The organism is Pseudomonas sp. NPDC087639, from assembly GCF_044743385.1.
In the GTDB taxonomy this organism is placed as follows: Bacteria; Pseudomonadota; Gammaproteobacteria; order Pseudomonadales; family Pseudomonadaceae; genus Aquipseudomonas.
Window position 1 is genome coordinate 53,556 of the sequence record NZ_JBIUWI010000010.1, and the last position, 13,439, is coordinate 66,994.

12 protein-coding genes are annotated in these 13,439 nt (G+C 62.2%); 1 reads left to right on the plus strand and 11 read right to left on the minus strand.

Annotated elements, in window-relative coordinates; translation table 11 throughout:
* Position 1: 1 nt before the first annotated feature.
* Positions 2–760, minus strand: coding sequence for a TPM domain-containing protein (locus tag ACIOVB_RS06975; protein ID WP_401266122.1), 759 nt, complete (start codon positions 758–760; stop codon positions 2–4).
* A gap of 13 nt (positions 761–773) precedes the next feature.
* Positions 774–1,382, minus strand: coding sequence for a LemA family protein (locus ACIOVB_RS06980; RefSeq protein ID WP_187681176.1), 609 nt, complete (start codon positions 1,380–1,382; stop codon positions 774–776).
* A gap of 261 nt (positions 1,383–1,643) precedes the next feature.
* Here ACIOVB_RS06980 and bglX point away from each other — a divergent pair, with 261 nt between their 5' ends.
* Positions 1,644–3,935, plus strand: coding sequence for a beta-glucosidase BglX (bglX, locus tag ACIOVB_RS06985; RefSeq protein ID WP_401266124.1), 2,292 nt, complete (start codon positions 1,644–1,646; stop codon positions 3,933–3,935).
* Between the two features lie 131 nt (positions 3,936–4,066).
* Here the strand turns inward: bglX and ACIOVB_RS06990 are convergent, their stop codons facing one another.
* From ACIOVB_RS06990 to ACIOVB_RS07030, 9 genes are all read right to left on the minus strand, one after another.
* Positions 4,067–5,224: a phosphatidylserine/phosphatidylglycerophosphate/cardiolipin synthase family protein gene (locus ACIOVB_RS06990; RefSeq protein ID WP_401266127.1), complete on the minus strand. Its 1,158-nt coding sequence runs from the start codon at positions 5,222–5,224 to the stop codon at positions 4,067–4,069.
* Position 5,225: 1 nt separating this feature from the next.
* A complete protein-coding gene (locus ACIOVB_RS06995; protein WP_401266129.1) occupies positions 5,226–5,816 on the minus strand; it encodes a YceI family protein in 591 nt (196 codons plus the stop codon).
* A gap of 82 nt (positions 5,817–5,898) precedes the next feature.
* Complete coding sequence (locus ACIOVB_RS07000) at positions 5,899–6,669, minus strand: IclR family transcriptional regulator (protein WP_401266191.1); 771 nt, start codon at positions 6,667–6,669, stop codon at positions 5,899–5,901.
* 59 nt (positions 6,670–6,728) lie between these two features.
* Positions 6,729–8,186, minus strand: a complete 1,458-nt coding sequence (locus ACIOVB_RS07005; RefSeq protein WP_401266130.1) for an amidase — start codon at positions 8,184–8,186, stop codon at positions 6,729–6,731.
* Complete coding sequence (locus ACIOVB_RS07010; RefSeq protein WP_401266132.1) at positions 8,183–9,493, minus strand: citrate-proton symporter; 1,311 nt, start codon at positions 9,491–9,493, stop codon at positions 8,183–8,185. The genes ACIOVB_RS07005 and ACIOVB_RS07010 overlap by 4 nt, the downstream gene beginning before the upstream one ends.
* Positions 9,494–9,573: 80 nt before the next feature.
* The gene (locus ACIOVB_RS07015; protein WP_401266135.1) at positions 9,574–10,749 is read right to left on the minus strand and encodes a M20 aminoacylase family protein; all 1,176 of its coding nucleotides are present in this window, start codon (positions 10,747–10,749) and stop codon (positions 9,574–9,576) included.
* A gap of 176 nt (positions 10,750–10,925) precedes the next feature.
* Positions 10,926–11,222, minus strand: a complete 297-nt coding sequence (locus ACIOVB_RS07020) for an amidase (protein WP_401266137.1) — start codon at positions 11,220–11,222, stop codon at positions 10,926–10,928.
* Positions 11,219–12,292 carry a serine hydrolase domain-containing protein gene (locus tag ACIOVB_RS07025; RefSeq protein WP_401266139.1) on the minus strand — a complete coding sequence of 358 codons (1,074 nt, stop codon included), beginning with the start codon at positions 12,290–12,292 and terminating at the stop codon, positions 11,219–11,221. Before ACIOVB_RS07025 ends, ACIOVB_RS07020 begins: the two co-directional genes overlap by 4 nt.
* Positions 12,293–12,459: 167 nt before the next feature.
* Entirely contained in the window at positions 12,460–13,338 is an 879-nt protein-coding gene (locus tag ACIOVB_RS07030; protein ID WP_401266141.1) for an acyl-CoA dehydrogenase, read from the minus strand.
* Positions 13,339–13,439 lie beyond the last annotated feature (101 nt).

Consider the following 13,439-nt stretch of genomic DNA (forward strand, 5'->3'; position numbering starts at 1 on the left):
CTCACCAGCCGCCGGACGAACCACCGCCGCCGAAACTGCCCCCGCCACCGCTGAAGCCCCCGCCTCCACCGCCGCCGCCAAATCCACCACCACCGCCGAAGCCGCCGCCCGATCCACCGGAGCCGCCACGGCCGGCGGGAAGGATACCGAGCATCTGGCAGACAAACACCGTCAGGATGAACAACATCACCAGAAACACGAACAAGGCCGGGTGCCGGGAAACGAAATCGCTCTGCGGATCACCGCTCGATTCATACACCGTCGACGGCTCGTCCAGCGGATTGCCGCCCAACACCACCAGCATCGCCGCCACGCCGTCGCTGATGCCCTTACTGAAGTTGCCCGCCTTGAACGAGGGGGTGATGACTTGATGAATGATCACCGAAGTTTGCGCATCGGTCAGCCGATCCTCCAGGCCATAACCGACTTCGATGCGCAGTTTGCGCTCGTCCCGGGCGACGATCAGCAGCGCGCCATTGTTTTTGTCCTTTTGACCGATGCCCCAGTGTCGGCCCAGTTGTACGCCAAAATCCTCGATGGTGGTGCCCTGCAGATCCGGCAGTGTGACCACGACCAATTGCTCGCCCGTGGCCTGCTCGTGGGCCTGCAACTGTTGGCTCAGTTGCGCACGCACCGAGGGCTCGAGCATCTGCGCCTCGTCCACCACCCGCCCGCTCAGCGCCGGGAATGTCAACTCGGCCCGGGCGCTGACGGCGAACAGCCACAGCATCAGCACCAGGCCCATCTTCAACACACGCATGGATAACCTCGGATCAGAACTTCACTTCCGGGGCCTTTTCCGCGCCGGGCGTAGTGGCTTCGAAGGTCTCGCGGATCGACAAGTCGCTGTACATCACGCTGTGCCAGAGGCGACCGGGGAAGGTGCGGATCTCGGTGTTGTATTTCTGCACCGCCAGAATGAAATCGCGCCGCGCCACGGCGATACGGTTTTCCGTACCTTCAAGCTGCGATTGCAGGGCGAGAAAGTTCTGGTTGGCCTTCAGGTCCGGATAACGCTCGGACACCACCATCAAGCGACTCAACGCGCCGCTCAACTGATCCTGCGCCTGCTGGTACTGCTTGAGCTTCTCGGGATTGTCGAGGGTGCTGGCATCGACCTGGATCGACGTGGCCTTGGCCCGGGCCTCAATCACCGCGGTCAGGGTTTCCTTTTCGTGGGCGGCATAGCCCTTCACCGTTTCCACCAGATTGGGAATCAGGTCGGCGCGGCGCTGGTACTGGTTCTGCACCTGGCCCCACGCAGCCTTGGCCTGCTCGTCGAGGGTCGGGATGTTGTTGATGCCGCACGCGGTCAGCAACATCGCCAGCACCAGTAACGAGGCGACCTGCAAGCGTGAGCGAGTGGTAGGACTTACATTCATGGCAGTGATGCTCCCTGGCACATTTCATTTTAAAAACCGCCCGCGAAACACTCGGGGCCGGCTCTTGGGGCATAATCGGCCGCGCTACTGGATTGCTACGGGCCGATGGGCTAAAAAGAGGCCCTGCGCAGACGCGGCCAACTGTCCGCTGTCGTTTTTTGGCTCTGCGTTTTTGCGCCTGCACCCGAACAACAATAGTCGCTCCCTAAATTTTGGCTGGCCGGCATTGCATTGCCGTTTGCGCCCTTGAGAAAAACATTCATGAAGAAGCTGTGTTTGCTGGGCCTGTTCGTCAGCCTGGCCAGTCATCAAGTATTGGCCGCTGAGACCCCGGTACCCCTGGAAAACAAGGACGCCTTCATCAGCAACCTGATGAAGCAAATGACCCTCGACGAGAAGATCGGCCAGTTGCGCCTGATCAGCATCGGCCCGGAAATGCCGCGCGAGTTGATCCGCAAGGAAATCGCCGCCGGCAACATCGGTGGCACGTTCAACTCGATCACCCGCCCGGAAAACCGTCCGATGCAGGACGCCGCCATGCGCAGCCGCCTGAAGATTCCGATGTTTTTCGCGTACGACGTGATCCACGGTCACCGTACGATATTCCCGATTCCACTGGCCCTCGCTTCGAGCTGGGACATGGACGCCATCGGCCAGTCCGGCCGCGTTGCTGCCAAAGAAGCCGCCGCCGACAGCCTCGACATCACCTTCGCGCCGATGGTCGACATCTCCCGCGACCCGCGCTGGGGCCGCAGCTCTGAAGGCTTCGGTGAAGACACCTACCTGACTTCGCGCATCGCCAGAGTCATGGTCAAGGCCTATCAGGGCGAAACCCCGAGCGCGGCCGACAGCATCATGGCCAGCGTCAAGCACTTCGCCCTGTACGGCGCGGTCGAGGGCGGTCGCGACTACAACACCGTGGACATGAGCCCGGTGAAGATGTACCAGGACTACCTGCCACCCTACCGCGCGGCGATCGACGCCGGCGCGGGCGGTGTGATGGTGGCGTTGAACTCGATCAACGGTATCCCGGCCACCGCCGACACTTGGCTGATGAACGATTTGCTGCGCAGGGACTGGGGCTTCAAGGGCCTTGCGGTCAGCGACCACGGCGCGATCTTCGAGCTGATCAAGCACGGCGTTGCCCGCGACGGTCGGGAAGCGGCGAAGCTGGCGATCAAGGCCGGCATCGACATGAGCATGAACGACACCCTGTACGGCAAAGAGCTGCCGGGGCTGCTCAAGTCCGGCGAGATCGAACAGAAACACATCGACAACGCCGTGCGCGAAGTCCTCGCGGCCAAGTACGACATGGGCCTGTTCAAGGACCCGTACCTGCGCATCGGCAAGGCTGAAGACGATCCGGCCGACACCTACGCCGAAAACCGTCTGCACCGCGCCGATGCCCGTGAAGTGGCACGCCGCAGCATGGTGCTGCTGAAGAACCAGAACGAAACCCTGCCGCTGAAGAAAACCGCGAAAGTCGCACTGGTCGGTCCGTTGGCCAAAGCGCCAATCGACATGATGGGCAGTTGGGCCGCCGCCGGCCGTCCGGCGCAATCGGTGACGCTGTTCGATGGCATGAGCGCAGTGATCGGCGACAAGGCGAACCTGATCTACGCCCGTGGCGCCAACATCACCGGCGACAAGAAGGTGCTCGACTACCTGAACTTCCTCAACTTCGATGCGCCAGAAGTGGTGGATGATCCGCGTCCGGCCAACGTGCTGATCGACGAAGCGGTGAAAGCCGCCAAGGACGCTGACGTGATCGTTGCAGCGGTGGGCGAGTCCCGTGGCATGTCCCACGAGTCCTCCAGCCGTACCGACCTGAACATCCCGGAAACACAGCGCGAGTTGATCCGCGCCCTGAAGGCGACCGGCAAACCGTTGGTGCTGGTGTTGATGAACGGCCGTCCGCTGACCATTCTCGAAGAGAACCAGTCGGCCGACGCGATTCTGGAAACTTGGTTCAGCGGCACCGAAGGCGGCAACGCCATCGCTGACGTGCTGTTCGGCGACTACAACCCGTCGGGCAAACTGCCGGTGACCTTCCCGCGCTCCGTGGGCCAGATTCCGACCTACTACAACCACCTGAGCATTGGCCGGCCATTCACGCCGGGCAAACCGGGCAACTACACCTCGCAGTATTTCGATGACACTACAGGTCCCCTGTTCCCGTTCGGCTATGGCCTGAGCTACACCGATTTCAGCCTGAACGACATGGCGCTGTCGTCGACCACCCTGAACACCACCGGCAAGCTCGACGCCAGTGTCATGGTGAAGAACACCGGCAAACGTGACGGCGAAACCGTGGTGCAGTTGTACATTCAGGACGTCACCGGCTCGATGATCCGCCCGGTGAAGGAACTGAAGAACTTCCAGAAAATCATGCTCAAGGCCGGCGAACAGAAAGTCGTGCACTTCACCATCACCGAGGATGACCTGAAGTTCTACAACGCCCAGCTCAAATACGCGGCAGAGCCTGGCAAGTTCAACGTGCAGATCGGTCTGGACTCGCAGGATGTGAAGCAGCAGAGTTTCGAACTGCTGTAATCATCAGAACACCGCAATAACTTGTGGGAGCGAGCCTGCTCGCGAAAGCGGTCATTCAGATAAAACAATGCTGACTGACATACCGACTTCGCGAGCAGGCTCGCTCCCACAGTGGTTTTTGGGCATGGCTGCTAGCCGCGTCTATCGAGGATGTTGACCACCAACCGATCCACCCACCCCCAAACCCGCTGCTTGACCCGCCGCCACAACGGCCGCTTTCGCCACTCCTCCAGACTCACCCGCTGGCTCAAACCGAAGTCTTTCTCGAAACTCGCCACCACCGCTGCCGTCAACGACGGGTCCAGCGCTTCAAGGTTCGCCTCCAGATTGAAACGCAGATTCCAGTGATCGAAGTTGCACGAACCGATGCTCACCCAGTCATCCACCAGCACCATTTTCAGGTGCAGGAAACACGGCTGGTATTCGAAGATCTGCACCCCGGCCTTGAGCAGGCGCGGGTAGTAGCGGTGCCCGGCGTAGCGCACAGACGGGTGATCGGTGCGCGGCCCGGTCAACAGCAGCCGCACGTCGACACCGCGAGCGGCGGCTTTGCGCAGGGAGCGGCGGATATTCCAGGTGGGCAGGAAGTACGGCGTGGCCATCCAGATGCGTTTCTGCCCACTGTTCAAGGCACGAAACAGTGATTGCAGAATGTCGCGGTGCTGGCGGGCATCGGCGTAAGCCACGCGCCCCATGCCCTCGCCCATGTCCGGCACTTTGGGCAAGCGTGGCAGGCCGACATGCGCCGACGGTTTCCACGCTCGGCGATGGCGGTTGGCGATCCATTGGCGGTCGAACAGCACCTGCCAGTCGAGCACCAGCGGGCCGGTGATTTCCACCATCACTTCGTGCCATTCGCTGGTCTCTTTTTCAGGCGTCCAGAACTCATCGGTGACACCGGTGCCGCCGACCACAGCAAGACGCTGATCGACCAGCAGCAATTTGCGGTGATCACGATAGAAGTTGCCGAGCCAGCGCCGCCAGTGCAGGCGATTGTAGAAACGCAATTCAACCCCGGCGTGAGTCAGACGCTGACGCAGGTTGAGGGTGAACGCGAGGCTGCCGTAATCATCAAACAGGCAACGCACCCGCACGCCACGTTCGGCGGCTTGCACCAGCGCTTGCACCACGGCTTCGGCACAGGCGCCCGCCTCGACCAGGTACAACTCCAGTTCGACTTGCTCTTCGGCGCGGGCAATCTCCACCAGCATGCGCGGGAAAAATTGCGGGCCGTCGATCAACAGCTCAAAGCGATTGCCGTCACGCCAGGGGAAGATCGCGCCGCGCATGTCAGCGCGCCGTGAAGATCAGCACCGCACCCACCGGCACCGACAGACTGATGGCCGACAGGTCAGCCAGTTTGCGCAGGCTTTCCAGCCCCGGGACGAGATCGAAATCCTCGGCGTTGATCACCAGCGGCTCCAGGGTCACCACTTGAAAGCGCCGGTCATCGAGACGCGTCGCCAGCAGTTCGGCCGGGTATTCGTGCTGCTTGCCGTGCAGGTTGACGGTCAGCGGCAGGCGCAATTCAAGCTGCGCGCCAGGGGCCAGGTCGTTGATCGGGCGCAGGTCGATCTGAGTGGTGATGGTCGCGTCGGAAAACTGCTCGATCTGGAACAGTTCCTTGCGCATCCGCTCATCGCGCAGCGGGATGCCGCTGTTGATCGAGTCCAGTTCGACTTCGACCTCGGCGCGACCGTTAGGGTCAACTTTGCCGTGCAGCACCAGAAAGCGCTGCACTTCGGAAACATGGGCGTTTTTCGTGCTGACGAACGACAGCCGCGATGACTCGCCGTCCAGATACCAATTGGCCTGTGCCGGCAGCGCGGCGGCGGCCAGCAGCAGGCTGGCGAAGGCGTTACAGAGGGAGCGGTTGAACATTGAAGACTCGTGGGGTCGATAAACCTGAGCCGAACATTAACCGCCCGTGGATGTATTGCAAACCGTGGAGCGTAAAAGACTGTCAGGCCAATGCTTGCTGCACATCACCAATGGTCGCCGCCAGACTATTGAGGTGCAGGCTCAACACCCGCTCCACCGGCGCCTGATCCATCGGCCAGTGCAATGCCATGCTGCCGACCAGTCGCCCTTGCGCACGGATCGGCAACGCCACCGCACGAATCAGAAACGGCAAGCGCACCGGGTATTCCCAGTAACCTTCGGTGCGCTGGCCAAAGCCCTGCTGCAACGCCGACTCGGTGGCCTGTAACAGACCTTCATCGCTCAACTGCTCGCGTTCGGCGAGGCGTTCGACCTCATGGCTGTCGAGTTCACCCAGACACGCTCGGCCCATCGCCGAATGAAACAGGCTGGCGTGATGCCCGACGATCTGGCAGTTGTTCGGATAGCGTTTGCGCAGTACCTGCGGGATCGCACTTTCCATGACTTCAACCCGCTCACCGTCGAAGCACGACAAGTCCGCGACCAGCCCGGTGCGTTCGCTCAACTCAAGCAACATCGGCGCCGCACTCTCCACCAGATGCCGTTTGAAACGCTGCTGACGATCACCGAACAGGCGCTTGGCGCACAAGCGATATCGCCGGTCGCTGAGGCCGCGGTAGATCCAGCCCTGCTCCTGCAAGGTCGCGAGCATCCGCGACACCGTGGCCTTGGGCAGCGTCGTCAGGTAGTGCAACTCCTCCAGTCCCAACGCTTGGTGCTCGCCGAGCAACTCGACGATCGCCAGCGCCCGTTCGACCGAGCGCACGCTGCCGGTGTCTGCCTTGCTGCCCATAGGATCGACTTCCATGGTTACGAATGGATGATCACTTTTTGCAGCAAGATACGAGCCGCTCAGGCCGGTTGCAGGCATGGCGGCGGGCACCGTTCGACCCAGCGGGTCAGTTGTTCGTGGGCGTAGGCCAGTTGCAAAACCGCACGATCCGCCTGGGCCGGGCCAATGATTTGCAGGCCCATCGGCAACCCCGCCGGGTTGAAACCGACCGGCACACTCATGCTCGGCAGTCCCGCCAATGTCGGGCCGATGACCACCTCCATCCAGCGGTGATAGGTGTCCATGGCGCGCCCACCAACGACGCGCGGCCACGGCTGTTGTGCATCAAAAGGGAACACTTGGGCGGTGGGCAGCAGCAGGAAATCGTAACGTTCGAACAGTTTGCATAACGCGCAATACCACTCGCTGCGCGCGACCGATGCCTGATAAACGTCGGCGGCGCTCAGACGCAATCCACCCTCCACTTCCCAGTGCGCTTCAGGCTTGAGCAGTTCGCGTTTGCGCGGGTCGGCATACGCCGCGCCGAGGCTGCCTTGCACCAGAAAGTGCCGATGGGTCAGCCAGGTCTGCCACAAGCGCTGCATGGAAAAATCCGGCTGGCAGGCTTCGACCTGACAACCCAGCGCAGTGAAATCCGCCAGCGCCGATTCGCTCAGACTCAGCACGCCGTCGTCCATCGGCAGATAGCCGTTGTAGTCGCCGAGCCAGCCGATACGCACGCCAGTGAAATCCCTTTGCAGCCCTTCGGCAAACTCCTGCGGCTGATCCTTCAGCGACAGCGGTACGCGCGGATCGTATCCAGCCTGCGTCGACAGCAGCCGCGCGACGTCGGTGACGCTGCGGCCCATCGGGCCTTCGGTGGCCAGTTGCTGGACGAACACTTCAGGCCCCGGCCCGTGGGGCACGCGGCCCTGTGACGGGCGAAAGCCGAAGACGTTATTGAACGCCGCCGGGTTGCGCAGCGAGCCCATCATGTCGCTGCCATCGGCCACCGGCAGCAAACGCAGGGCCAGCGCCACCGCGGCCCCGCCACTGCTGCCGCCGGCAATCAAGCTCGGGTCGTAGGCGTTGGTGGTGGTGCCGAACACACTGTTGTAGGTCTGCGAACCGAGGCCGAATTCCGGCACGTTGGTCTTGCCGATGATGATCGCGCCGCACGCGCGTACACGGGCCACGCTGATCGCGTCATGCTGAGGCACTTGCTCGGCGAACAGCGGCGAGCCCATGGTGGTGCGCAAACCGGCGGTGGCGGCCAGATCCTTGATCGCCTGTGGCATGCCGTGCATCCAGCCGCGAGACTGGCCGCGATCCAGTTGGCGGTCGCATTCATCAGCCTCGCGAAGCAGGTCTTCATCAGCACGCAGCGACACCAGCGCATTGACCGACGGATTGAAGCGCTCGATGTGCGCCAGATACGCCTGCATCACTTCGCGACACGACACCTGGCGCGCATGAATTGCCCGGGACAGCGCATCGGCATCGAGGGCGACAATCGGGTGGATGGCTAACGGGCTCACGGTTTCACTCCCACATTGAGCGCGACGGGTTTCTTCGCGCGCGGCGCTTCCTGCAAGCAGTAAGTACCGAGCAGGGTCAGCAGGCAAGCGAACAACACGTAGAAGGCTGGCGCTACCGGCGTATTCAAGACTTTGCTCAGCCAGGTGACGATCAACGGTGCGAATCCACCGAACAGCATCACCGCTACGTTGTAGGCCACCGAGACGCCGGTTGAGCGCACTTCGATGGGAAACTGCTCGGCCAGCGCGGTCGGGGCCGGGCCGAAGAAGCCGCCAATGGCACTGCACAGCAACAGTTGCATCACCAGCAGACGCTCGATCGACGGCGCAGCCGCCACCCACACATACAGCGGATAGACCATCACGAAAAACGCCAGGGTGAAAGCCATCAACACGGGCCGCCGCCCCACGCGATCCGACAGCGCGCCGGACAACGGAATCACCACGGTCATCAGCGCCACGGCGAGCATCTGCACCAGCAACACCTGATCCAGTGGCAGACCGAGATTGGTGTGGGCGAAGGTCGGCATGTTCACCAGCACCACGTAGAACGACACCGTGGCCCCGCACGCCAGCCCCATCGACACCAGCAGACTGCGGCGATGTTCGCGGATCACCTGCCACAAGCCCGGTGCCGCACCTTTGGCTTGCTTGCGCGCTTCGAGGAATTCTTCCGGCTCCTCCATGTGCTTGCGAATCCACAAGCCGACCGGGCCGATCAACAGACCGAGCACGAACGGAATCCGCCAGCCCCAGGTGTCCAACGCCTCAGGCGTAAACAGGTGGGTGACCAACGCCACCATCGCCGCGCCAGCAAACACTGCCAGACATTGCCCGACCAGTTGCCACGAACCATAAAGCCCCTTGCGATGGGCCGGCGCGCTCTCCACCAGAAACGCCGTGGCGCTGGCGTATTCACCGCCGGTAGCAAAGCCTTGAAGCATCCGCGCAACGACGATCAGCAACGGCGCGCCCATGCCGATGGCAGCGTAGTTCGGCGCAAAAGCGATCAGCGCAATGGACACGGTCATCAGCCGGATGATCATCTGCATCGCCGCTTTGCGGCCCTTGCGGTCGGCATACATGCCGAGCAGGATGCCGCCCACCGGGCGCATGAAGAAGCCGACGCCGAAGGTCGCCAGCGCCATCAACAGCGAGGCGTAGCCATCTTCGGAGGGAAAAAATTGCCGGGCGATGATGCTCGCCAGAAAGCCGTAAACGATGAAGTCATACCATTCCAGCGCATTGCCGATAACGGCGGCGACCACTTGCCGGGTACGCGAAACGCCTGTGCTCGAAGCCTGCATGGGGAATTCTCCAAAAACTGTTGGGTGATGACCCGCGCACCAGGGAGCCCGGGGTTCAGCGGCAGCAGAAAGTGAAGAAATCAGGCCGGCTTGAGCCAGCTCTCGGTCAGCGCGCCCCAATACGCCGCGCCGGTCAGCAGGATGTCGTCATTAAAGTCATACGCGGGGTTGTGCACCATCGGCCGCGACACGCCGTTGCCGATAAACAGATACGCGCCGGGGCAACGCTGGAGCATCCAGGCGAAGTCTTCGCTGCCCATCAATTTTGGTGTGTTGCCATCGACGGCGTCGGCGCCGACCAACTCGACGCCAACCTGCCGGGCGAACTCGGTTTCGGCGGCGTGGTTGACCAGCACCGGGTAGGCCGGGCGGTGTTCGATGTGCGAGGTGCAGCCGAAACTTTCGGCCTGGGTTTCAATGATCGAGCGCACGCGGTCGAGGGTCTGTACCCGCACTTCAGCGTTGAGCGCACGCAGGCTCAGGCGCAGGATTGCCTGTTGCGGAATGACGTTGGCCGCCTCCCCTGCTTGCAGCGCACCGACCGTTACCACTGCCGCCTGTTGCGCATCGATGTTGCGCGAAACAACGGTTTGCAGCGCCATGACAGCGCTCGCCGCCGCAACCAGCGGATCAACTGCCAAATGCGGCATCGAACCGTGGCCGCCGACGCCTTCGATGGTCACGGTGAGCAGATCCTGCGACGCCATCATCGGCCCTTCGCGAAAGCCCAGGTGCCCGGCAGGCAGGCCCGGCATGTTGTGCATGCCGAACAGCGCATCGCACGGGAAACGTTCGAGCAGGCCATCGGCGAGCATCGCTTCGGCGCCGCCCTGGCCCTCTTCGGCGGGTTGAAAAACCAGTGTGAGGGTGCCGTCGAACTGGCGGGTTGCGGCCAGATAACGCGCGGCGCCGAGGAGCATCGCGGTGTGGCCGTCGTGACCGCAGGCGTGCATGCAGCCCTGATGCTGGCTGCTGTAGGCGACGCCGGTGTTCTCGATGATCGGCAAGGCGTCCATGTCGGCGCGCAGACCGAGTTTTCGCGAGCTGCTGCCGTTGCGCAGCACGCCGACCACGCCGGTCTTGCCGATGCCGGTATGGACTTCGTAACCCCAGCTTTCGAGCGATTGGGCGACCAGCGCCGAAGTGCGATTTTCCTCGAAGCCGAGTTCGGGGTGAGCGTGAATGTCCTGGCGGGTGGCGTGCAGGTCGCTGGCCACATCATTGAGCCAGGCCAGAATGTGCTGATGTCGGGGCATGACAGTTCTCCTCGCGCGGGTGTTCCCGGTCTTTTTGTTCGGTCAGATTTCACGACACGTACAAGGCAGGTCGTGCTCACCGCCAGATAACCGCGAGATGCGCGCGAGGACAATCGAATGTGGTTCCACAGGGTGGAACCTGACTTCATCGAACCCTACAGGGGGATTGGGTTTTTTCAAGGACTGAGACGGCAGCCCTGGCGCTCGCTCAGCCATTGGGCTTTGTTTGTGCGGCCCATGCCGCTGACGGTGATGGTTTTGCTCGAAGGCTCATCGGCAAAGCGGCTGGTCGGCAGCCACTGTTTCACATAGCCACGGCAATACTCGGCGTCGTTATTCATCACGTAGCGGCACGAACAATATTCCTTGGCGGTGTAGGCGCTGATGATGTCGGGGAAGGCCCACAAATTTTCGCGCTCGTACCCGATCCAGCCGAGCAGCAATACAAGCAGCACCAGCAAGAAGCGCTTCATGGCTGCACCGCCTTCAGTACACGCTTGAGCAATTCGTTGTGCCGGTAGCTGCCGTCACGATCATCGGCGTAGCGCACGATCACCAGTTTTTCGCTGGGAATCACGTACAGCGCCTGCCCCCAATGGCCGAGGGCGGCGAAGGTGCCGGGCGGTGCGTCGGGCCAGGGCGATGGCGCGCCATCCGCCGGGCGATTGAGCCACCACTGACCGCCGGGTACGGCTTCGTCCTGCTGGGCCTTATAACCGGCGAACGGCTTGAGGTTGAAGGCGACCCAGTCCTTGGGCAGCAATTGCCGATCATTCCAGCGTCCGTCGCGGGCCATCAACAGACCGACTCGCGCCAGATCCCGCGCGGTGAGATAGGCGTAAGACGAAGCGACAAAAGTGCCGCTCGCATCCGTCTCCCACACCGCGCTGCGAATACCCAAAGGCTCGAACAGGGCTGTCCACGGATAGTCGGAATAACGCTGCGGGCCGACGATGGATTTCAACGCGGCCGCCAGCAGATTGCTGTCGCCGCTGGAATAACGGAAGGCCTGCCCCGGTTCCGCATAGGCATCGTGATCGGCAGTGAACGCGGCCATGTCGCGATGGCCACGGGTGTAAAGCATCGCCACCACCGAGGATTTCAGCGGGGCGTATTCGTAGTCTTCCTGCCAGTCGATTCCCGAGGCCCAGTGCAGCAGATCCGCGAGGGCGATGGCCGGGTGTTTTTCCAGCGCCGGGTAGAACTTCACGGCGGCGTCTTCAAGTTTGAACAGACCTTCGCCGTAAGCCACACCGAGCACGGTGGCCATCAGGCTTTTGCTGATCGACCAGGTCAAGTGCGGGGTGTCGGCGGTGGTCGGGCCGGCGTAGCGTTCGTAGATGACCTGGCCGTCGCGGATGATCAGCAAGGCGTCGGTGCGGATGCCTTGGCGGGTGGTGTCGTCGCGGGGTGGGAAGGCGTAGGTCTCAAGGTCTTTAATCGCTGTAATCTGCGGGCCGACCGGCCATTGCTCGTCTGGCCATTGTTCGGCCTGAACGGTGGCGCTGATCAGCAAAAGAAGCAGGGACAGGCCTTTGAACATGGTGAGGGCTCTTGGGGAGAACCTGCTGAGGGTAGTCGGGGTTTATGACAGATGTGTAGTGATGTTGAGGCCGCCTTCGCGAGCAGGCTCGCTCCCACAGTTTGATCGCACTCCAACTGAAGAAACTCGATTAACTGTGGGAGCGAGCCTGCTCGCGAAGAAGCCGGTCAGGCCTGCGCCAAAGCCTTGGCCAGCCGCTTGGCCCTGGCGCCCGAAGCCAATTGCATCACCGACTGATCGCGCTGCCACATCGCCGCCCACTCCGGATTGCCTCCAGCCAACGCCTGATCGATCTCCGGTTTCAACGAATCAAACTGCGCAAACAATCCACCCAACAACACATGCCCGGCCGGATTGTTAGGAGGCTGCCGACTGGCTTCCGCGCACCCTGCCAACAACGCCAGCAAACGCAATTGCAGTAACTGTGGCCAGTCGCTGTCCTGACCGACGCCATACAGCCAAGCGGTCATCGCACTCAGCACATAGACATCTTCCAGCGTGCGAAACGGTTTGACGTAAGCATCCCAACCGTCCCCCGCGAGCAACTCGCACAGCGCGCTATCAAGCTGCAGCCGGCCATGGCTGATGTCCGGCATCAGCGGCAGTGCCGGCAGTTTTTCCACCGTCACGCCGGGCTCGCCGGGATACACCACCGCCAGACTCAGGCGCGGCGTTCGACCGGGTTCTTCGCTGCGCGCGGCAATCAACAGCCAGTCCGCCGCATCGCCGGCGGTGACGAAATCCTTGCGCCCGCTCAGGCGCAAGTCGGTCAGCCGGGTCTGCATGTCGGCCGGGCGCAAGCTGCGTTGTTCAGTCGCACACAGCGCGCCGAGGCTCAGCGGTGCACTCGGCCACAGCATGCGCAACGCCGCCTGATAACCGACCAGAAACGCCAGCCCCGGCGTCGCCATCCGCCGCCCGCCCGCCATCGCCAATTCGAATGGCGTGACGTTGCCCAGTTCATGCAACAACGTCGCAAAACCCTCCGCCAGGTCAGCCACGGCGGGCAATCGTTCGCGGCTTTCGAGCAGATCTGACCAGGGCATAAGAGGCTCCTTGTGGGCTGTCATATAAGCATCACCAAACTTTCATGGCGATGACACCGGGGCTACATAGCCTGACTTTGCACAACACGGCTGCATAAAGA